Source organism: Lactococcus sp. EKM203L (assembly GCF_011800585.1).
Lineage (GTDB): Bacteria > Bacillota > Bacilli > Lactobacillales > Streptococcaceae > Lactococcus > Lactococcus lactis.
In genome coordinates, this window is record NZ_JAALEQ010000001.1 from 88,182 (window position 1) to 109,155 (window position 20,974).

Annotated in this window: 29 protein-coding genes; 22 read left to right on the top strand and 7 right to left on the bottom strand. The window is 34.4% G+C overall.

The annotated features are described in order from the left end of the window. Window positions 1–25 precede the first annotated feature (25 nt). The gene (gene uvrA / locus HFD15_RS00490; RefSeq protein ID WP_017864935.1) at window positions 26–2,848 is read left to right on the top strand and encodes an excinuclease ABC subunit UvrA; all 2,823 of its coding nucleotides are present in this window, start codon (window positions 26–28) and stop codon (window positions 2,846–2,848) included. A gap of 232 nt (window positions 2,849–3,080) precedes the next feature. Then, on the top strand, window positions 3,081–3,662 hold the full coding sequence (locus HFD15_RS00495) for a uracil-DNA glycosylase family protein (protein WP_023189069.1): 582 nt from the start codon (window positions 3,081–3,083) through the stop codon (window positions 3,660–3,662). 136 nt (window positions 3,663–3,798) lie between these two features. Here HFD15_RS00495 and HFD15_RS00500 read toward each other — a convergent pair whose 3' ends face one another. Further along, the gene (locus HFD15_RS00500; protein WP_023189068.1) at window positions 3,799–4,383 is read right to left on the bottom strand and encodes a hypothetical protein; all 585 of its coding nucleotides are present in this window, start codon (window positions 4,381–4,383) and stop codon (window positions 3,799–3,801) included. Between the two features lie 11 nt (window positions 4,384–4,394). Then, window positions 4,395–4,970 carry a helix-turn-helix domain-containing protein gene (locus HFD15_RS00505; RefSeq protein ID WP_023189067.1) on the bottom strand — a complete coding sequence of 192 codons (576 nt, stop codon included), beginning with the start codon at window positions 4,968–4,970 and terminating at the stop codon, window positions 4,395–4,397. 622 nt (window positions 4,971–5,592) lie between these two features. Here HFD15_RS00505 and HFD15_RS14195 point away from each other — a divergent pair. From HFD15_RS14195 to HFD15_RS00515, 3 genes are all read left to right on the top strand, one after another. Further along, window positions 5,593–5,685 carry a RinA family protein gene (locus HFD15_RS14195; protein ID WP_238785246.1) on the top strand — a complete coding sequence of 31 codons (93 nt, stop codon included), beginning with the start codon at window positions 5,593–5,595 and terminating at the stop codon, window positions 5,683–5,685. Window positions 5,686–5,696: 11 nt separating this feature from the next. Then, complete coding sequence (locus HFD15_RS00510) at window positions 5,697–5,939, top strand: DUF722 domain-containing protein (RefSeq protein ID WP_238785249.1); 243 nt, start codon at window positions 5,697–5,699, stop codon at window positions 5,937–5,939. A 99-nt stretch (window positions 5,940–6,038) separates the two neighbouring features. Next, complete coding sequence (locus tag HFD15_RS00515) at window positions 6,039–8,279, top strand: glycoside hydrolase domain-containing protein (protein ID WP_167593491.1); 2,241 nt, start codon at window positions 6,039–6,041, stop codon at window positions 8,277–8,279. 29 nt (window positions 8,280–8,308) lie between these two features. On the opposite strand, the gene HFD15_RS00520 is transcribed toward HFD15_RS00515, so the two are convergent. Next, complete coding sequence (locus HFD15_RS00520; RefSeq protein ID WP_025017162.1) at window positions 8,309–8,602, bottom strand: hypothetical protein; 294 nt, start codon at window positions 8,600–8,602, stop codon at window positions 8,309–8,311. 216 nt (window positions 8,603–8,818) lie between these two features. Here HFD15_RS00520 and HFD15_RS00525 point away from each other — a divergent pair, with 216 nt between their 5' ends. From HFD15_RS00525 to HFD15_RS00540, 4 genes are all read left to right on the top strand, one after another. Further along, on the top strand, window positions 8,819–9,109 hold the full coding sequence (locus HFD15_RS00525; RefSeq protein ID WP_124175219.1) for a hypothetical protein: 291 nt from the start codon (window positions 8,819–8,821) through the stop codon (window positions 9,107–9,109). Then, the gene (locus tag HFD15_RS00530; RefSeq protein WP_023189062.1) at window positions 9,099–9,353 is read left to right on the top strand and encodes a phage holin; all 255 of its coding nucleotides are present in this window, start codon (window positions 9,099–9,101) and stop codon (window positions 9,351–9,353) included. The genes HFD15_RS00525 and HFD15_RS00530 overlap by 11 nt, the downstream gene beginning before the upstream one ends. Before the next feature lie 111 nt (window positions 9,354–9,464). Next, the gene (locus HFD15_RS00535) at window positions 9,465–10,361 is read left to right on the top strand and encodes a peptidoglycan amidohydrolase family protein (protein ID WP_167593493.1); all 897 of its coding nucleotides are present in this window, start codon (window positions 9,465–9,467) and stop codon (window positions 10,359–10,361) included. A gap of 193 nt (window positions 10,362–10,554) precedes the next feature. Beyond that, window positions 10,555–11,334: a DNA/RNA non-specific endonuclease gene (locus HFD15_RS00540; protein WP_050428201.1), complete on the top strand. Its 780-nt coding sequence runs from the start codon at window positions 10,555–10,557 to the stop codon at window positions 11,332–11,334. Window positions 11,335–11,424: 90 nt separating this feature from the next. Here the strand turns inward: HFD15_RS00540 and HFD15_RS00545 are convergent, their stop codons facing one another. From HFD15_RS00545 to HFD15_RS00555, 3 genes are all read right to left on the bottom strand, one after another. After that, on the bottom strand, window positions 11,425–11,874 hold the full coding sequence (locus HFD15_RS00545) for a GNAT family N-acetyltransferase (protein WP_167593495.1): 450 nt from the start codon (window positions 11,872–11,874) through the stop codon (window positions 11,425–11,427). Between the two features lie 146 nt (window positions 11,875–12,020). Then, window positions 12,021–13,220: a site-specific integrase gene (locus tag HFD15_RS00550; protein ID WP_167593497.1), complete on the bottom strand. Its 1,200-nt coding sequence runs from the start codon at window positions 13,218–13,220 to the stop codon at window positions 12,021–12,023. A 50-nt stretch (window positions 13,221–13,270) separates the two neighbouring features. After that, the gene (locus HFD15_RS00555) at window positions 13,271–13,819 is read right to left on the bottom strand and encodes a helix-turn-helix transcriptional regulator (RefSeq protein ID WP_052484080.1); all 549 of its coding nucleotides are present in this window, start codon (window positions 13,817–13,819) and stop codon (window positions 13,271–13,273) included. 138 nt (window positions 13,820–13,957) lie between these two features. On the opposite strand from HFD15_RS00555, the gene HFD15_RS00560 reads away from it, so the two are divergent. The 13 genes from HFD15_RS00560 (at window position 13,958) to HFD15_RS00620 (ending at window position 20,532) form a co-directional block, all read left to right on the top strand. Continuing rightward, complete coding sequence (locus tag HFD15_RS00560; RefSeq protein ID WP_023164583.1) at window positions 13,958–14,149, top strand: helix-turn-helix domain-containing protein; 192 nt, start codon at window positions 13,958–13,960, stop codon at window positions 14,147–14,149. Between the two features lie 98 nt (window positions 14,150–14,247). Continuing rightward, the gene (locus HFD15_RS00565) at window positions 14,248–14,940 is read left to right on the top strand and encodes a Bro-N domain-containing protein (protein WP_167593499.1); all 693 of its coding nucleotides are present in this window, start codon (window positions 14,248–14,250) and stop codon (window positions 14,938–14,940) included. 71 nt (window positions 14,941–15,011) lie between these two features. Further along, complete coding sequence (locus HFD15_RS00570; protein ID WP_167593501.1) at window positions 15,012–15,206, top strand: DUF1655 domain-containing protein; 195 nt, start codon at window positions 15,012–15,014, stop codon at window positions 15,204–15,206. Window positions 15,207–15,210: 4 nt separating this feature from the next. After that, the gene (locus HFD15_RS00575) at window positions 15,211–15,501 is read left to right on the top strand and encodes a hypothetical protein (protein ID WP_052230891.1); all 291 of its coding nucleotides are present in this window, start codon (window positions 15,211–15,213) and stop codon (window positions 15,499–15,501) included. After that, on the top strand, window positions 15,498–15,650 hold the full coding sequence (locus HFD15_RS00580) for a hypothetical protein (RefSeq protein WP_046782463.1): 153 nt from the start codon (window positions 15,498–15,500) through the stop codon (window positions 15,648–15,650). Before HFD15_RS00575 ends, HFD15_RS00580 begins: the two co-directional genes overlap by 4 nt. Beyond that, window positions 15,647–15,916, top strand: a complete 270-nt coding sequence (locus HFD15_RS00585) for a hypothetical protein (RefSeq protein ID WP_010906216.1) — start codon at window positions 15,647–15,649, stop codon at window positions 15,914–15,916. Before HFD15_RS00580 ends, HFD15_RS00585 begins: the two co-directional genes overlap by 4 nt. Before the next feature lie 9 nt (window positions 15,917–15,925). Beyond that, window positions 15,926–17,623 (top strand): hypothetical protein, encoded by a 1,698-nt coding sequence (locus HFD15_RS00590; RefSeq protein ID WP_167593503.1) that lies wholly within the window; start codon window positions 15,926–15,928, stop codon window positions 17,621–17,623. Window positions 17,624–17,982: 359 nt separating this feature from the next. Continuing rightward, entirely contained in the window at window positions 17,983–18,165 is a 183-nt protein-coding gene (locus HFD15_RS00595; RefSeq protein ID WP_003132807.1) for a hypothetical protein, read from the top strand. Window positions 18,166–18,183: 18 nt separating this feature from the next. Continuing rightward, entirely contained in the window at window positions 18,184–18,390 is a 207-nt protein-coding gene (locus tag HFD15_RS00600) for a hypothetical protein (RefSeq protein ID WP_003132808.1), read from the top strand. 161 nt (window positions 18,391–18,551) lie between these two features. Next, window positions 18,552–19,124, top strand: a complete 573-nt coding sequence (locus HFD15_RS00605; protein WP_167593505.1) for a hypothetical protein — start codon at window positions 18,552–18,554, stop codon at window positions 19,122–19,124. Window positions 19,125–19,139: 15 nt separating this feature from the next. Beyond that, a complete protein-coding gene (locus HFD15_RS00610) occupies window positions 19,140–19,502 on the top strand; it encodes a hypothetical protein (RefSeq protein WP_143459568.1) in 363 nt (120 codons plus the stop codon). A gap of 193 nt (window positions 19,503–19,695) precedes the next feature. After that, window positions 19,696–19,866, top strand: coding sequence for a hypothetical protein (locus tag HFD15_RS00615; protein WP_012898380.1), 171 nt, complete (start codon window positions 19,696–19,698; stop codon window positions 19,864–19,866). 159 nt (window positions 19,867–20,025) lie between these two features. Next, a complete protein-coding gene (locus HFD15_RS00620) occupies window positions 20,026–20,532 on the top strand; it encodes a GNAT family N-acetyltransferase (protein WP_167593507.1) in 507 nt (168 codons plus the stop codon). Between the two features lie 64 nt (window positions 20,533–20,596). Here the strand turns inward: HFD15_RS00620 and HFD15_RS14200 are convergent, their stop codons facing one another. Then, on the bottom strand, window positions 20,597–20,869 hold the full coding sequence (locus tag HFD15_RS14200; RefSeq protein ID WP_010905419.1) for a hypothetical protein: 273 nt from the start codon (window positions 20,867–20,869) through the stop codon (window positions 20,597–20,599). Between the last annotated feature and the right edge of the window lie 105 nt (window positions 20,870–20,974).

Genomic DNA, 20,974 nt, shown 5'->3' on the forward strand with positions numbered 1-20,974 from the left:
AAACAAAATAATAAAAGGAAAATAAATGCCACAAGATAAAATAGTAATACATGGTGCACGTGAGCACAATTTAAAAAATATAGATGTTGAAATTCCAAGAGATAAATTAGTTGTTGTTACTGGGGTTTCAGGGTCTGGGAAATCATCTCTGGCCTTTGAAACTTTATATGCAGAAGGTCAACGTCGATATGTTGAATCTTTGTCAGCTTATGCCAGACAGTTTTTAGGAAATATGGATAAACCAGATGTTGATTCAATTGATGGTTTGTCGCCAGCAATCTCTATTGACCAAAAAACAACTTCTAAAAATCCTCGCTCAACAGTCGGGACGGTTACGGAAATTAATGACTATTTGCGTCTATTATACGCCCGTGTTGGGACGCCATATTGTGTGAATGGTCATGGAAAAATTTCGGCACAGTCAGTTGAAGAAATTGTTGAACAAATTCTTGAACTCCCTGAAAAAACACGTTTACAAATTCTCGCTCCTGTCGTACGTACCAAAAAAGGGACTCATGTTAAAATGTTTGAGCGTATCCAAAAAGATGGTTATGTTCGTGTTCGTGTTGATGGCGAAGTTTATGATATTTCAGAAGTTCCAGAACTTGATAAAAATAAAAAGCACAACATTGAAATTGTCATTGACCGGATTGTTGTAAAAGAGGGAATTCGTTCGCGTCTTTTTGACTCTGTAGAGGCTGCGCTTCATCAGGCTGAGGGTTATGTTATTGTTGATAAAATGGATGGTTCAGAGCTTTTATTTAGTGAATTTTATGCCTGTCCAGTTTGTGGATTTACTGTTCCAGAACTTGAACCACGCCTCTTCTCATTCAATGCTCCTTTTGGCTCATGCCCAGATTGTGATGGTTTAGGAGTTAAATTGGAACCCGATGTCGATTTATTGATTCCTGATACAAGCAAAACACTGCGTGAGGGAGCAATTATCTATTGGTATGGGAAAGCCTCAACTTATTACCCTGCTCTTTTAGAGCAAGCAATGGAGCAATTCGGCATTGATTTAGATAGGCCTTGGGAAAAACTGTCAGAAAAAGAACAACAAATTGTTTTATATGGAAATGGAGATAAACTTTTCCATTTTCTGCACGAAGGAGATTTTGGATTACGTGACCAAGATATGACCTTTGTTGGGGTCATTCCTAATCTTTGGCGGCGTTATCGTTCAGGAATGAGCGAGTCAGCTAGAGAAATGGCGCGTTCTTACATGACTGAATTGACTTGTACGACTTGTCATGGTTATCGTTTAAATGATCAAGCACTTTCTGTTAAAGTGGGAGAGAAAAATATTGCTGAATTTTCAATTCTGTCAATTGGCGATACGCTTGATTATGTGAAAAGTTTAGTTCTTTCTGCAAATAATGAAATTATCGCAAAACCTATTTTGAAAGAAATTAAAGACCGTTTGACTTTCTTGAAAAATGTTGGTTTGGATTATCTTACGCTATCTCGTTCAAGCGGAACACTCTCTGGTGGAGAGTCACAACGCATTCGTTTAGCGACACAAATTGGTTCAAATTTATCAGGCGTTTTGTATATTTTGGATGAACCTTCCATTGGTTTACATCAAAGAGATAATGACAGACTGATTGAGTCTTTACAAAAGATGCGTGATTTGGGGAATACGTTAATTGTCGTTGAACATGATGAGGACACGATGATGGCAGCCGATTGGCTTATTGATGTTGGGCCTGGGGCAGGTGATTTAGGAGGTGAAATTATTGCCTCTGGAACACCAAAACAAGTCATGAAAAATAAAAAATCACTGACAGGGCAATATTTGTCAGGAAAAAGAGCCATTCCAGTTCCCGAAAAACGTCGAGCCATTGATAAGAAAAAAATGGTCAAGATTACAGGTGCAAGTGAGAACAACTTGCAAAACCTTGACGTTGAGTTTCCAATGGGAGTTATGACGGCTGTAACTGGGGTTTCTGGTTCTGGTAAATCAACTTTAGTTAACAGTATTTTAAAGAAATCATTAGCTCAAAAATTGAATCACAACTCAGAGAAACCTGGTAAGCATAAAAAAATTACTGGTTATGAAGGAATTGAGCGTTTGATTGATATTGACCAAAGTCCAATTGGTCGAACTCCACGTTCAAATCCGGCTACTTATACCAGCGTCTTTGATGACATTCGTGATTTATTTGCCAATACAAATGAAGCAAAAATTCGTGGTTATAAAAAAGGACGTTTCTCATTTAATGTTAAAGGTGGACGTTGTGAAGCCTGTTCTGGTGATGGAATCATCAAAATTGAAATGCATTTCTTGCCGGATGTTTATGTTCCATGTGAAGTTTGCCATGGCAGACGTTACAATTCAGAAACTTTAGAAGTTCATTATAAAGGGAAGAATATTTCGGAAGTACTCGATATGCGCGTGTCTGATGGCTTGGAATTCTTCCGTCATATTCCAAAAATTGAACGTAAACTCCAAACGATTGTTGATGTAGGTTTGGGATATGTGACGCTTGGACAACCGGCAACTACTTTATCAGGTGGGGAAGCTCAACGGATGAAATTAGCTTCTGAATTACAAAAACGTTCAAATGGTAAAGCTTTTTATATCTTGGATGAACCAACAACTGGTTTGCACAGTGAAGATATTGCGACCCTGATTCAAGTATTAGACCGTTTGGTTGAACAAGGAAATACGATTGTTGTCATTGAACATAATTTGGACGTTATTAAAACAGCAGATTACATCATCGACTTAGGTCCAGAAGGTGGTGCTGGTGGTGGAACAATTCTTGCTAAAGGAAGACCAGAAGAAGTTGCAAAAGTTGCTGACAGCTATACTGGTCAGTATTTGAAAGCAAAATTGGAAAAATAAGACTGATGGAAATTTAGACTTGTAATTAAAAGACTTGTCAGTAAGTGTAGAGGGTTGATAAAACTGTCAGCTTCACTGCCAGTTCCTTTATTCACCGATAAAATGCTTCCTCCGGTCGCATTTTACTGACAGAATTTATCTTAGAAATATTTATTAGATAAGCTTTCTGTCAGTAAGTTTTACAATAAAAAGCGTAATCTATAAACTTAGATTACGCTTTTGAGGAAAGAAAATGGATAAATTTAAGGAAATTTTTGAAGCGATTAAAGCTGACCCACAGAACAAAGAATATACAAAAGAAGGGATAGAGCCGCTTTATTCTGTCCATAAAGAAGCAAAAATTTGTATTATTGGTCAGGCGCCAGGTATTCGAGCACAAGAATCACGACTCTTTTGGAATGATCCGTCAGGTGACCGCCTGCGTGATTGGCTTGGAATTGACCGAACCACTTTTTATGAGTCAAATAAAATATCTATTTTGCCTTTAGATTTTTATTTTCCTGGAAAAGGAAAATCAGGTGATCTGCCACCTCGGGCAGGTTTTGCTCAAAAATGGCATAAAGAACTTTTAGAAGAAATGCCTGAGATTGAACTTTTTATTCTAGTAGGTTCTTATGCCATAAAGTATTATTTAAATTTAAAATCATCAGCAAAAACAACAGAAGTGATTCGTGATTTTGAAGCTTACTTACCAAAATATTTTCCGCTTGTTCATCCCAGCCCACGAAATAATATTTGGTTAGCCAAAAATCCGTGGTTTGAGCCTGAACTTTTACCAGAACTAAAAAAAAGAGTTGCTCAATTAATGAAATAAATTACTGACAGGCTGTCAGTAATAAAAAAAGTTACTGACAGTATGTTAGTAACTTTTTTATATCTAATTACTCAATATATTTTTCTGACATCACTATTTTCAGATTTTAAGCCAATGTATTCAAATTATGCCAGTTCTATCCATAGGATATCTTCTGAAATTCTTTTTCCGCCAACTCATACAAACAATGATTCAGATGGTAATGGTCCAAAAATTGATAAATATTAACCGATTCAATCACATCAAAATAGCTAATATAATCAACAATATAGTCATGCATTTCCTGTTTATTAATAGTGACTTTGATTTCATCCTCAAATATTTCAGTAATTGCTTGGTGCATTTCCGAATATTCTTTGCTGATAATTGAATAAGCTAATTCAAAAGGTGCATCTGTCGTATCAACAAAGACATTAAAATATTCATAACTTCCGCCATTAGCTTCAAATATCTCCCAGAGAAGAAGAATCGCTTCATGGTTTGCTCTTACCTCTTGCGGATTTATTGCGTCGAAGTATTCTCCACGATGATTGTCTTTATTAAGAATATGGATCAGTTCATGAGCGACTTCAAAAGGAGAAGCATCCTTGAAATTATAAACCATTATTTTGTTATCCACATTAACCACCGCAGCTATTGGAAAAGTATCTACTGCAAAAATCTCAAAGCCACATTTTTCAATTTCTTTGAGGAGATAGTCTAAAAGCTCCTGTCTGCCCATAGAAAACCTCCTTATTTATCCTTATCTTCCAAACGTTTCCCAAGAGCAAGTTTCATGGCATTTTTTATTTCATCAGTCAAAGGTTTGCCGTCAAATGAAACCCATTTATCCCAATCAACTTTGCTATCATCTACTAAATCAGCCAGATCAACAGTTTGGTTTTGTTCTCCATTTTTCAAAGCAACAATTTTTGTACTTTCTTTTTCTTGCTCTTTTTTTTCATTTTTAGCAAAACTAAGAACTTTTTCCTGCCGTATATCATTTAGAGACTTGCTGACTTCCACTATTTCGGCCACAGTTGAAGTTTGTTCTTGCTTACTTTGCCAATCCTCTAAAGAGTAGCCTTTTTTATATGAAGGATCAATATCAGATTTTAATATTCCTAAGCTATCAGAAATTTTTTGAAGATTACCCGCATTAGGTCTCGTGACTCCTTTTATATAGCCGGATAATGTTGTTGGAGGAATTCCAGCTTTTCTAGCAAATTCAGCTTGCGAAACTCCTTTTTCTTTTATTTTTTGTCTAATATTATTAGAAATAAGTTTTTTTAATTCCTCTTCTTGAGGTGTTAAAGTTCCTCTTCCCATTATTTCATCACTTTCTTGAAATTTATTCTACCGTTATTATAACGAATTAAACAGTATAAATCAATGGAATTTAATATAATATATGTAATTTTTCTTGACATACTGTTTAAACAGTATTATAATAAATCCAAGAATTAGATGATAGAGATCATAAATAATCGTCTTTTTTAGTAAATTATTTATTTATATCTGTATTAGCAAAGTTTAAAGGCATTAAAGTTGAGAAAAAATAAATAGGGGTGAGTCGGTGTATCAGAAACATTATCACCAATAATTTACCAATATTTATAGATTTTTTAATAATACACTAATTAAACAGTATTTTTATTAAAATCTTAGAAAGAAAGAGGAGAATATCAATAATACGAGATGGACTAGTGTCAAACAGTATGGTCATAATCAATTTACTTCTGGAGGCGAATAGAGTTTGCCAGAATAGGAAGTTGCCCTATAGTTAAGAAAAATAAAAGGGGTTTATAAAATTGAGCTTCCATGATAAGGGATGGTATCAAAAAGGTATCTAGCGCGTGTAACACTTGAAAAATAGGAATTTGAATAAGGAACTGATACAGAATTAAATTACTTTTAGAACATAGTAACAAAAATGATTAAGGAGGGGACAATGGTAGATCCGCTTGATGAGTTGATGAGTGATTATATAACTGGAATGTTGGAGGTGAAAATCAATTATATAAAAAAACGAATACATCTATAAAGAATGAGCACATGCTTGAAAGTAATCGAGATTATCAAAAAAAATGTGTTCAAAAGGAGGTCTTAGATGGGATGATGGCTTCAATAGAGAACTTACTGATTAAACAGATTATTATTGCCCGTTTTAAATACCACTTAACTTGGGTAAACGTGGGCAAGCGTGTTTGTGTCGAAGAAAGTACTGCTCGAAAGCAATATGTAAAATTTAAAAAAGAGCTTAGGAAAAATTTAACTACCCCACTCAATGAGGAATAATTTCCCATAATTTTCCCGTTTTTTTCCGCTTTTTCATGTCATAATGAACCTATTAAAAAGAAAGGATTAAGTAAATTACTTAATTTAGAGGTAAAGCAAATGGCTGATGAAATGGTACTAGAGACCCAACAATGGTTGAATAATAACTATGGGAATGTTCCGGGTTTTGAGAAAGTAAAAGAAGACGGTAAAACTGGGTGGCCAACTATTTATGCCCTCATTCGTGCGTTGCAACATGAGCTTGGTATCACAGAACTCTCAGACAACTTTGGGACTGATACATCTAATCGATTTGATTCAAAAATCGTGCCAAAATTGGAAATTGGCTATAAATCAAATGTTGTACGTTTGATTCAATATGCCTTTTGGTGTAAAGGAATTAGTCCAGTAGAATCTGGTGGAGAGTTTACAGAATATACTCTAAAAGCCATCAAGGAATTACAAAGTGACGCAGGATTTCCTAACGGTGATGGGAAGTTCACTTCTAAATGGGCTAAAGCTCTTTTTGACATGAGTGCCTTTGTACTCGTTTCTGGAGGTGATAAAACAGTACGAACCATGCAACAATGGTTGAACGTCAATTATAATATCTATTTTGGAATTTTGCCTTGTGATGGTATTTATCAGCGTGCAACCAATACTGCTTTAATTTATGCCTTGCAATCTGAAGAAGGACTTCCACCGGAATCGGAAGCAACAGAAGGGCAACCCTTTGCGAATGGAAATTATGGTAATACAACAACCCAGTTAACTCCTACGTTACAAGTCGGAGATTCTGGAGGATTTGTAGAGATTTTGCAATATGGCTTGTATGTTAATGGTTTCTATAAAAAAGGTCCTTTTAATGGGAACTTTACAGACAAGTTAGCCACAGAAATTTCCAAATTTGCATCATTTATGGAATATGATTCGCGTAATGCTTTAGCAGGTATTGCGGATATTACAACCTTTAAAGGATTGCTCATTAGCTCGGGAGATACAAATCGTACTGCGATTGGCGCCGATACTTCGACGCAGCTAACTCCAGCACAAGTAAAGACCTTAGTAGATAATGGAGTAAAATATGTTGGCCGTTATTTGACAGGTTCAGTTGGTTCGGGCTCAGATGAAAGAAATAAATATTTAACTTCGGAAGAAATTGATAATATTTTAGGTTCTGGACTTTCAATATTTCCTATTTATCAAGACAACTATCCTGAAGTGAAATACTTCAATAAAGAACAAGGAACTAGTGATGCTATTGCAGCAGCTAAAGCAGCAATTAAATTAGGCGTACCTTATGGAACGATTATTTACTTTGCGGTTGATGTCGATGTAGAAGATGGAGATATTGCCGGTACAGTCATTCCTTACTTTGAAGGTGTATTTGGTACTTTGACAGGTTCTGGATTCCGCGTAGGTGTCTATGGAACACGAAATGTATGTCAACGTGTAATAGACCAAAAGACAGCTGTCTATGCCTTTGTTTCTGATATGTCTACTGGCTATAGTGGTAATTTGGGATTTGCCATGCCTCAAGATTGGGCGTTTGATCAATTCTTTGAATATACTGTTGGCTCGGGTGAAGGTGCAGTAGGAATTGACCAGGTTGGCGTCTCCCAAGTTGATTTAGGCATGCAATATGTTTATAAAAACACCTCAAAATATCCAGATTGGTTCTTCCAAAAGTTAGCGGATATTGGAATCATCTGGCCAATGCTTTCGGAAGTGATTAAAGCTACGATTGAATTAGAACAAGATGCTTATTTCGATGCAGAACCTTTCCATATTTATACTGAATTGAGTGAGAAGTTATCAATCGGTGAGGGCGATAATGAAACAAGTTTTAACATTTCAAAAGGTGAAATCAGTAATTCTTTTTATGAACAACTAAAGGATTTCGGAGATGCACTCTCACTTTCAGGTGATGATGCTAAAACTGAACTTTATCATAAATTAGGAGAAATCGTTGAAGGTGGTGTCTTCCAAATTACTCCAGCTCCTTTTAAGGAAAAAGAAAAAGGCAATGTTGGACTAGAAGTCAAAATTGACTTTGAAGGTGAAAAAGAGGTTAAAACTGGAGAAGTTGAACTTACAATTGACGTTTATATGAATAAAAAGACGATTGATGACTCTGGTGATGATGACGAAAAAGATGCCTATGACAAATTGGAGAAAATCACTAACGCAAAAGATAGTGAAGTAAAATCTAAAAGTGCTCAAAATGCATTTTATGCTCAATTCTTTTCTGGCTTTGTTGAAGAGACTTCTTCAAAAGTAGGAGCGGCTGTGCTTGCAGCAATCGCACTCGCTCTATTGATAAAATTTGGTCCAATCGTTATTGGTTTAATATTTGTTTAAAAAAAAGCTCAGCGATAGGCTGAGCTTTTTTATAAAAATTTCATTAATAAAATTATGAGTAAGATTACTACTAACCAAATTCCAATTTTCCTTTTCCATAATAAGCCTAAAATCTCTTTACGTGAATGAAAGGCAAGCAAATTACCGTCGTGTTCCATCAAAAAATAGTTTCTTTTTTCCAATTTATAAATTTTATCATTAATTGAAATCGTATCATCGTTGTTGATTTCTACGTCAATTGAGTCTGATGAACGATTATTTACTGTAATTTTATAATCCTTTAGAGGATAAAATTTCAAAGATTTTCTTTCCTGTACAGTCATGAGCCATCTTCCGTTCCAAAATTTTTTACATTTATTATAACCTATTTATAAAACTAATACAAACAAACATAAAATGATGCTTAAACAAAGCAGGGCGGTATTACTATTATTTTTCCCAAAAGTTTCCCGTTTTTTTCCGCTTTTTCTTGGCATAATAAAGTCATCAAAAAATAAAGAGGTTTATTAAACCCAGATAGAGGAGACATGAATAATATTTTGAAAGACCCGTTAACAACTTTTTTATTTGTAATTAATCATTGGAGTACTATTCTTATATTCTTTGGAATTCTTAGTGGACTAGCAAAATATTTTTTAGGCTCTATTCATAAAGATGTGAAGCAAATGAGAATGAATGTCAAGCGACTTGAATTGATTCGTGCGATTGATCATCAATATAGTTTAGAAGTAGTTTGCCAAATTTATGATGAGTATATCAGTTTAGGCGGAAATAGTTATGCGGAAGAAATTTTTGAAAAATATAAAAAGGAGCAGCTCGATGAACAATAATGGACCGGATATAGGAACAATCACAAGAACAGTTATATTAATCCTGGCTTTAATCAATCAAATTTTGACGACACTAGGATATTCACCTTTGCCAATTCATGATTCACAAGTACAAGATTTGATCTCAATCAGTATCACAATCATTGTGTCGTTAATAACCTGGTGGAAGAATAATAGTTTTACTCATTCCGCAAAAATTGGAGATGAAGCGATGAAAGCGTCAAAAACAAAAAATGATAAATAGTCGTTTGATAAATATTATAAATTTAACGAAAGGAGGTGAGGCCAATGATTGTATATAAAACCTAAAAGAATTGGATAAATAGATGTTTGTAATTAAAAAAGGAGAATAAAAATGGATATTGATGCAGCAATTAATGCACTAAAAAAGAAAATAGGGAAAAGCACCTATTCTATGGAAGGTTCGCGCGACTTTTCTGATGGAACTTGTGATTGTTCAGGTGCTGTCTATTATGGACTACGAAAAGCTGGATGCTCTGATTTTGGATACATTCCGAGTACCGAAACATTGCATGAATATTTAGTTCAAAATGGTATTACGCTAAAAGCTGAAAATGAACCCTTCAATATGGAAAAAGGCGATATTATTATTTGGGGGAAACAAGGACAGTCTGCTGGAGCAAATGGCCATACTGGTATTTGTATTGATAATCAAAATTGGATTGAATGTACCGCTTGGCATGACTTAGGAGAGACGATTCAAAATCATGATAAACGTTGGGTAATGGCAGGAAAACCATTCTTTTATGTCTACCACTATACGGGTAGAACACCAGGAATTAATCCTAATGTAACTTATGGATTGCATGTTAAAGGAGGCGATTGGTTATCTCCAGTTGTTAACTTTAATCCGGTAAATAGTGATGGATACGCTGGCTTACCTAATCATCAACATGATATGCTCTATGCGCGTGTTGACCACGGAGCTCTAAAATATCGAGTTCATACGATTGAAGCGGGATGGCTAGATTGGGTTACGAGCGGTAATCCTAACGATCCAGTCAATGGATGTGCAGGAATGTTTGGACAAACTATTGATGGCGTACAAATGGTTTATCTGACCCCTTCAGGTGAATATTATAGAAATGCCTATTATCGTTCACAAACGACTAAACGAGCAGATTGGTTACCGGAAGTTGCGGATGATTCTGACTTTGCCGGAATTTTTGGGGAGCCTCTGGACCGACTACAAGCAGCGGTAAATATTAGAGATCCCTTTGGCGAACAATAAATGAAATCTGATATATTTAATATTTGAAATAATTATTTATGTTTTAATAAAATATATAACTCCACTATATGCAGCACACAATGTCTATAAAGTGGAGTTTTTTTGTTTCTTGACAAATAATAAAGGAATGGTTATACTTAATTTGTTTTACTTAGGATTACCTTTATGAAAAAAATAATAGGAATAAATGAAAATGAAGAACAAAAAAATTATCCCATTACTGATTGTCAGCATTTTTATCTTAGGGGGCTGTGCTAACAGTCAATCTGATATGGATAAAAGTAATCATAAATGGAGTCAAAAAGATAAGACACCCTCAGAAGAACTCGCAAAAAGTGTTCTGACTTCTTCAATAAAAGAACAATTAAAAACAGATAACATAAAATTTGATCACGGTTCATTTATCGTTAATAATAATAACAATGATTTAGCAATTATTAATGTTGTAGACCCATACGCTAAGAATGAAATAGATATTCAAGGGCGTCCTTATTTGGGTGAAGCAGTTCTCCCAAAATCTATTCAAAATAATGAAAAGGATAATAAAGATGAAAAAGTGATTCCTCAATTTGGTTGGGGACAAAAATCTAACTTGAAAGGCTTCTATAAAAAAGCTTATACTAAAGGTTTTTTGCTAAATAGCAAACTAATAGGTGGCGTTAAAGATTTCAATGATAGCGGGTCAAATATGGAAAATATATTTACTCAAACGGTTTGGGCGAGTGAAGCTAATGATTCAAGTTCCAAGGGACAAAAATATTTTGAAAATATGATTCATAAAGTTCAAGATAAGAATATGATCATCAAGTATAGAGTGAAAGCACTCTATGATGGAAGTAACCTTGTCCCATCAGGAACTGAAATAGAAGCAAAATCTGATGATTTTTCACTCGAGATACATGTTTTTATTCCAAATGTTCAACCAAATCTTAAAGTAGATTATAAAACAGGTCAGGTCACTGAAGTCAAATAATTATAAGAATAAATTATAAAATAAAAGCCTGACATTAGTCAGGTTTTTATTATTTTTTATCAAACTAGATAACAGAAGTATTCTCAACTATTAGTTACCGAAGTCAGTTCTTTCCATTTGAATATGTTGAATACCAGCTTCTTCAAAGATTTGTCCTACCTCATTAAAGCCGTGTTTGCTATATAAACCTTTGGCAGAAAGTTGTGCATGAAGTTCTAATTTATTTAATTTGCTTTCTTTAGCAAACTCAATCAGACGATTGATTAGAAGAGTTGCATAACCATGACCTCTTGCTTCTTTTAAAATTGCCATTCGTTGAATTAGCGCTTTTTTTTCATCCAAATCAGCAAGCAAACGAACGGTACCTTTGGCAAGACCATCGTCATAAAGAACGAAATGAACAGAAGAGGCCTCTTCAAGAGTGTTTCCAACTTCAAGTTCATAAGGAACGCCTTGTTCTTTGACAAAAACTTGATTACGAATCCGTAAAGCATCAAAATAAATATCAGACATAGTATCACGAGTTACTCTAATTTCCATAATTTCTCCTAAAGATTAGTTTGCTTAAAAGCCTTGGATTTATTATAAAGCTTCTATTAAAACGTGTCAAGCATTGAAAACACTGTGTTTTAGTGCTTTTATATTTTCTGAAAAAAGAGTTAACAGCGTTTTTAACAGAGTTTTGGTCAAAAGTTAGCATATTTTGTAAAGAGTTCCAACTCTTTGCTCTTTTTTTCTGGCTCTAGATGTGAATAAAGGTCCATTGTCATTTGTAAGGTTGAATGGCCCAAACGTTCCTGGATCACCTTGTAAGTCATACCAGCATTAAGGCATAAACTTGCGTGTGAGTGTCTAAATCCATGAAAGGATAAAGGAGGCAGGCCAGCTCCATCTTCTATCTTATTAAGACGATAAACAAGGCCATGATAATCCATCACATTTCCCTGCCAGGTAGGAAATACAAGAGGTTGTTGTGGATTCCCTAAGCTCATGAAGTGCTTTTTTTGGAAGAAGTACCAACGTTTCAGAACTGTACTAGCTTTTTCATATATGCTGATGATACGATTACTTTTCCTTGTTTTGGGTGCGTCTTGAATCAAGGTTCTTTGTGTGGTGGTTTTACTGACAGATACTGTATGTTTGTCTAAGTCTATATCAAGCCAACTGAGAGCCATTGCCTCACCAATACGCATACCAGAAGCCACTAGTAGGCGCAGGAGAGCATTAAAATATTCGCTTGTCCATTTACCACTAGTAAGGTTTTCAACGTGTGAGAATAGCTTTGTTAGCTCCTCTTTAGTATAGAATTTTATTTCTTTTGATGAACTCTCAATACGCACTTTGGGGATTATAACAGACTGACAAGGATTTCTCTCTATTATTCCTAGGGATAAGGCGTGTTGAAAAACTCTGTTAATAACGTTCAATTGGAGTTTGTAATCTTTACCCGCTCCCACATCACGTTTTTGTTTTCCTTCAAGAGGAGCTGCAGCTTTCTTTGCCCAAGCAATCACTTGTTTTTGTATTTGTGCAGTGGTTATTTTACTAATACACTTATCCCCAAAAGCTGGGAGTGCGTAAGTGTCTAGGTTAGATCTCATTTGTTTAATTGTTCCAACCTTTTGCTCAAGTTTGTAAACATCAAAAAAACTTTCAGCAACTTCGGAAAAGGTTTCAAATGATTCTTTAACTCTGGTGCTACCGTTCCTTTTAAAATCATTTTTCAGGCGTTCAAGATCATTCTTGATGCCTTTTTTTGTACGTCCTCTAATATCTGTCTTTACCTGCTTTCCTGTCAGTACGTCAGTACCGATATAAGCGCCACGGAGGATATAGCGAATCTCTCCGCTTTTAGTTTTGTATTCTTTTATATTTAGTTTGTTCATGTTGATTCTCCTCTTTGCATTTGGCCGTGCGCAAAAGTCAAAACATGAAATCAGAAAGGAAGAGGTTCGGAATCATCTTTAGAATTATTGGTTGGAGCACCATTAGAAAGATTTTTTGTTAGCTCTAACACCGTCTTCTTTTCCCAAGGACTAAGTAGCATAAAATTACTTAGTAAATCCCCCTCTTCCGAATTATATAAAAAGCTTAATGAATATAACAAATTTCTGTAGTCCAACCAGCCATCTACATCATCATAAGACTTAATATAGTTCTCTTTTGCTTTTTGAACCCTTTTCTCTCCAATAAACTGAGCTAGAACGGCTTCTCCTTTATGTTCTTCTTGATTATCAGGATCATTTTCAGATTTTTCCATACCTTTTAACCATGTCGTGAGATTATTTTTATCATCACTGTTACCCTGTAGGTACTCAAGAGATACATCAAAATAATCAGCTAAAATTTTTGCTTTATCTACCCTTGGGGTGACCCCACGAGACTCATAGCTTGCAAGTGTAGATTTTCCAATACCTACAGCTTCACTTAATTGTTTAAGCGTTAACCCAGAGTTAGATCTTAATTCTTTAATCCTATTTGACATATTTAACACCTCTTCAAAAAATTATAACACAAAATTCAATTACGTATAACTTTCTGCTTGCAAATTAAACTAAATTAAACTATAATAATTTTATCGACAATAAATTAAACGAAATTAAACGGAAAGGGGAATGTTTTTATGAATGAAATTACCTTAGAAATAGCAAAAGCTATACGCAGAAAGCGTGCAGATTTGGGATTGACAAAAAAGCAAGTCTATACTCAATTAAATATTTCTTTTAAAACTTATAAAAAAATTGAAACCAGTGGTTCTAGAGTAAAAAGAAGTGTTTATCAAAAAATAACAAATTGGCTTGCTAAAGATTACTAGAATCATCAATTAAAAAGAAACCAAAAGCACTTGGCCGTGCGCAAAATTGAAAGCAAGAAAGACCGCAATGTCTTTAAACGAAGTAGAAATGAGGATAAATGAACTTACAATTAGTCAATCAAGAATTATTCAACGGTGTTACCTGTGACGTTTGGCGTAATGATAATCATGAAATTTTCATGACAACTGAACAACTTGCTCAGTGTATTGGATATCAAACTAGATATGGTATTACAAAACTAGTACAGAAAAATAAGTATCTCAAAAACAGAGAATTTTCAGTTAGTGCCAAATTGGCACACGGTGACGGAAAGCAATACGATACTCGAGTATTTACTTTTGAGGGAATCAAAGAAATTCTTTTCCTTGCACCAAAGAGTGAAACGGCTCGAAAATTCCGTGAATGGACACGTAGCGTATTGAAAGCTTATTTCAAAGGCGAATTAGTCAAAGCCAAAGAAATGGCAAAAGCCACTATCACACGGCGAGAATTATCGACTGCCATCAGTGAAAGTCCTCACTTTGAGAAAAATTATCATGTTATCTTTGCTGATATGCTGACAGCTCTTGTTACCAATGGTAAGTATAAGAGTGTTAGAGGCATGAGAAAAGCGCTAGGACGTCCTAACGCAAAACTTAAACAAATGCTTGACAGTCCTGAAGAACTGCAGTTACTGCAAACTTATGAATCGAGTATTACTAATTTACTAGATTTAGGTTTTGACCGACACCAAATCAAAGTATTTTTGACAAAAGAAAAAGTCCCAACCGACCAAAGTAAAGACTTTTAATAACAAAGCATGATTCACGCACTAACGTGATTTCATGCTCTTATTTTACCATAATGAGAGGAATTTTCAATATGAACAAACCAGTAAACAAGGAAACTTATATCTTAGATGACACCGTAGCCTTTGAACTCATGAACTTATTAAAAGCCAAGGCACGCCATTTTATCCAGCTTAATGAGTATGTCTACCGCTTGTTTGACGGTCAATCAGTTGTGACTTTCACAACTTTAGAAAACGATATTCAAGTAGAAATGGTGAAGGGGTAAGAAAATGGCAACAATAGATATTACTGAACAAGCCCCAGGCACGCAATCATCTACTTTCAAAATAGAAGATTTAGAGAAAGCACGAACTTTTGAAAATAAACATTTTTTAATTCTCTCTGTAAAAATGAATTCTGAAATTGGACATCAAGTTTTTTTAAAAAGCGTAAAAAACAAAAAAACAGTAATTATTTTCAATCAAAATAAAGCACCTCTTTGTATCAAAGTATCCCATGAGTTTGCACAAAGTTGGAAACTGAAAAAACAAGCCGAAATTAAGAAAAGAGATAAAGTATGAAATTTATAAAAATGGACGTTATAAGCACAGAAATACTGCCTATTTGGTGGGTTAAACCTAGTCGTGCTGAAGTAAAAAAAATATTAATTGTCAATGAATCTAAAGCTCCAAAGTTGCATATAAGACTTAAACGAGGAGGGAAGAAATGAGCATCTTATCATTTGAAGCAGAGCAGGAACTGACTCAATCAGTATTAAATCGTGTTGATAAATTAGTTGAGGCAAGAGTTGAACAAAGTCGTGAGTTCCCATATGTGCAACAAGCTGAATTATTGAAAGAACTGAACATTTCAACCACATATTTAGCTAAACTTCGGGCACACGGATTAAAGCAAGTGATTTTAGAAGATGGAGATCGTACTGTTTGGTATAAAAAAAGTCAATTGGAATCCTTGATGGATTCATTGGCTGAATAGGGGGAAGAAGTGACAGAAGTTAAAACTGATTACGGAGATTTGGAAAAACAACGCAAAGCATGGGAACGGTTAGAAAATAATCTAAAAAAGGTGATTAATCTTCCCTGGGAAAAATTTGGAAACATTGATGGCGCTAAGATTCCTCAAAGTCTTGATTTAGTACATATCTTGTATCGTGATATTTATGAATATCCTTATCTGTCAGTAAAGTCTACAGGAGAAAATAAAAGAATCAAAAGACCTAGTTTGCATTTAAACAATGGTCAAAATACTGTATCTATTTTCTACGGTGGAGTTAATAAAAAAGCTGAAAAAACTGACGATGGAGAAGATAAAGAAGTAGTTACATTAAAATCAAGTAAAAGTATTCCTCGTTTTGTCAATGTGATTTTAGATTATCTATTTGGAAAGATTGCTTTGCATCATGGATATTTATATGATATTTCAACCTCACAATTCAAACGATTGTCAGAGATGGATATTGCTCATGAATATAAATTAGGGAAACGTTCTGACTTCACAGCTAGTGAGGTTGTAGAAATTATATCTTTTATAGATGAACAGATAAAGCTAAAACCTCTTAAAGAAATAAAAGCATCGATTATTGCTTGTCATGACTTTCAAATGGATCTGCATCAAAAGAAAATTTTAAAAAATTGTTCTATCAAAGACAATGAATGTTACTTTAAAGTGTTTGATTGTCAGCTCTCTGATGTAATTGAGATGTCAATCTTGAACGCTAATTACTTAGGAATGGTGATAGACGATGCAGATAGTTTGCATAATGCGCAACTACAGCCAATCTATCAAATGCTGGTGGCATGTCGTGAGATTACTAAGACAAGGTTCTTTGTCAGTAAATCTGGGACACGTACTGGTAAAGGCTTGCGTCATAAAGTAATTTCATCAATTTTTGATACGAAACATGTCAACCTAGACGAACTCTCAAATAAGGCAACGGCCGCAATGGCTTGGGCTGGATTTGATGGAGGGGAAATGTTACTGGTGACTGAATCAGGAGAAATTGGAAAGAGTTTAGAGCGTTATTTGAAAATACTGGCTACTGAAAGTACATATCGTGGTCGAGGAATTGGCCAAAACTATGCGGATATTAATCTGACTGGTGTGCTATCTATTGATTCAAATGAAAAAGTTCTGTTTTCTTCTGAAATGAATAGCAGGGCTGTGAACATTGCTTTTAAGAATCGTCCAAAAAGAGAAACTGATAGCGAACGTGAATCAATCTTTGCACCCTACTGGGAAGCATTCACTGAACAACGAGTATCTGAGACCAGTCGAGAAGCAACGGCGCTTGCAGGAGTCGCTGCTTTGTATTCTTCATTTGTCTATTGGAGACAGAATAAATTTAAGTTCAATTTTAAGCAAGTGGAAATGGACAATTTCAGCAGTGATCACTTCGATTTTGATGATGTACAAATTTATATTATCGAGGAGCATATCAAAGGTAACAAGACAATAATCAAAACGGATGAGGTTCAGAAGCTATTGAAAGAAACCTATTACGGTGCTGGAAGTCCTAAACGAAGAAAAGAAGCTCTTGATATTATTGGATATTTTGAAACTACGAGAAAATTTCCAACAAGAGATGGTAATCGAAAAACTTTTAGAGTAATTGCAATAGGGAATCCTCGTCGAGCATCAAAAGCAGTCACAGTGTTTCTTGAAACAATGTACGAGCCACCATAATGACCACATTTTGACCACATATTTACCACGTTTTATTAATAGCTATAAATAGTAGTATTAAAGGAATGACCACGTAAAATACGCAAAAAACGTTTTTTATTTTGATTAATATTTTTATAGAGTTTATATATAGGTTTTAGTTATACCAATTTTAAAGGTTGATTAGAGTATATATTATTACTTTATAGGAATTTCATAAAAAAACGTGTCCTCTGTGTCAATGGCTTAGTAGAGCTGTTTATAAGCGTGGTAAATATGTGGTTGACCACGCAAAAAAAGTGTGGTCTAGAGAACTATTTTAGAAACTAATAGTCATCAAATAGAAAAAGCTATACCAATTTAGAAAAAGAGGTTTGATAATGAGCTTTAATTTTACAAAAACAGTAGTCTTTACAGTCAATGAAAAAATGCCATTTAATATTCCTTATGATGAAGAGGAATTTGAGAAATTTAGTCATGCACTTTTAGTTGATAAAAATGCGGAGTGGCTAGGTGGCTACTTATTCAACATAAAAAATATTGTTTCAATAAAACGAGTTTAAACATAGGGAGAAAAAATAATGAGCGATAAAGTAATTATGGTTTATACAGTAAATGATTCATCAGCGTTTGTCTTTAATCAGACACTGGATAATATGAAAGTCATTGGCAAATGGCAAGATAACCCTGACCAGTTATTTAGACTAGGCACTACCGTATTTAATGGGAGTCATGTTGTGGCAATTAAAGTCGCAAAACGTGGGCCACTTGGTACAGTACCAGAATAATAAAGGAGAAATAATGAGGGTAAGACACCCACCAAAATCAGTTGTTTTAACTAATTTATAAAAACAGCTATCAACCTAATAAACATAGGGAATTACAGGAACTATCAATAGTTCCGATTATAATATATATTTACTAACAAATAAATACAGGAGAAACCATAATGAAAACATTTGAAGAAATTGAAGCAGAACTTATCAATCAAAAAGACGGTAATTTATTGGAAATTGAGAAGTTTAAAAATAATAAAGAAAAAGCGGAAAGAACCTTGAAAATTGCTAATGAGGAATTAATCAAAGCCGAGGAGACCGCTGACTTAGTAGCTTATGATAAAGCAAAGGGGGATATATGGACATCACAACACGCTATTGAATTGTATCAAAAACAGTTAGACAAATTGGAAAGCACTCCATTAGTGACCAAAGATGATTATAATCAATTGGTCTCAGATATTGAAAAGGCTGCCGATAAGTCACAAGATGAGTTGAATATTAAGGGCGCTAAGCTAATGGCAGAACTCAAGGCATTGGCTGATGAGTCTAACTCAGTCTACCATAAAGCTGATGAGTTGTTACGCATTGCACAATATGATGTTTATAAAGACGCCGATTGTTTAGTAGCGTCGAACGGTACCAAAATAACGCGAGCGGTAGAGTATAAACGAAACAACTCAGTCCGAAATGTTTATAACTTTAAATATCTTGGCAACACATTTCTTGATGATATGAACGCATAATAAAGGGGGGATACCATGACAGAAACAATCAAAGACAACAGCCAACAACATACAGGCAATTGGGTTGAGGACATCCGAAAAGGCGCAGAGATTGAACGCAAAGAACGAGAGGAGACGAGCAGACAGCGGAGCAAAGAAGCCTTTGACAAGATGAGAGATAAGGCGAACGCCGAACGTGATGAGATTAATGGATTGATGAAACAAGTTGCCGAAAGAAATTACAATGATAATAAGTTAAAGCGTGACAAAGAAATTGAAACTGCTAAACAAAAAGCTATGCAACAGATTGAATCTGAATATGAAAGCAAGTACGGAGTCGATACCGACAAGACGGAACGAACTAAGCAAGCATTGAGCAACTTACTAAAAGGTTTATGATTAATAAAAATAAATAATAAAAAAATATTTATATTAATTTATTATTTATTAATTTTATTTTTTAAATCTGAAAATATTTTTAAAGAAACTATGGGGGGCATAGCCCCCTCCCTCTGGGTAAATCCGTACTTCACGCCGTCACTGTACATTTTTTCTCGTGTATGTGTTTAACAAGCAGAAAGGGGGGATAAAAATGAGCGTTATTCGGTGCAAAACTTGCAAAAATTTGTTCAATACAGCCAAGCAAGAAAGATATTGTAGCGAAGAATGTAGAAAAGAAGCTCGTAAGAAAGTTCGTAAAAAATGGGAAACAAAGAATCCTGAATATATGAAAAATTATATGCGAGGATATCGTGAAAAATAGCCTTGTAAGTTTAGTTTCATCGCAGTACAAAATATAAAACAAATAAAAAGTCCCCTAAAGGGCTATGATATAATAGTAGTTAAGAAATCAGTTTTTAAAGCGCATTGCAGTGCGCTTTTTTGTTTTATGGTAAAATACACTTAACAACGGGGGTGGATTATGAAAATAAGGCTAATTGATAAAAGTGATTGGAGTTCATATCAAAGATTGAGATTGAATGCTTTAAAGGCAGCCTCTGAATCTTTTGGGTCTACTTACGAGAGAGAAGTGAAGTTCTCAGAACAAGAAATTATAGAAAGAATATCGCCAAACTCCAGCAAATTCTTTATGGGAATTTTTGACGGAAAAGAATTAATAGGAATGGTTTCATTTCATAAAGAAATTGGTGAAAAGGACAGACATAAGGGTGATATATATGGAATGTTCATTCATGGAGATTACCAAAATAAAGGTCTAGCCAAACTATTATTATCTACCTTAATTAATAAAGTAAAAGAAGAATATCCTGATTTAGAACAAATAAGGTTATCAGTTGTTTCAAATAATATTTCAGCGGTAAAACTTTATGGGCATCTAGGTTTTGAGAAATATGGGGTTGAAATAAATGCCTTAAAAACTGGAGACAAATATTTTGATGAAGATTTAATGGTTCTGTTCTTAAAATAAATATTTCAATATCTATTAAATTTGAATAAACTATAAAATAAACCCTGGCTTTGGCCAGGCTTTTTTAAATTTTATTTTCTTTGAAGAACAATGCGGCAACAGCGATAACTAATATACAAATGATAGCCCAGGATAAGTTATCTAATGATTTGCTGGATACCATCATATAAATAAGAAAAACGAGGATGATTAGCGCTATAATAATCACACTTATGCTTGTTATAATCAAATATACCTGCTGCACTTCACCAGCATTCTTTAGCGGCTTGTTTTTATGTAACCAGTATGACACTCCAGCCCATATTAAGGCAGCTACAAAAACATAAAAAATGAACATATATAATTCCACCTATAGAGTTAATTTAGTTATTTTAAGTATAGCATAAGTTAAGTTACTAGTTATCATAGGAATAAACTCTGATTTTAGTCAGTACTTTTTTTA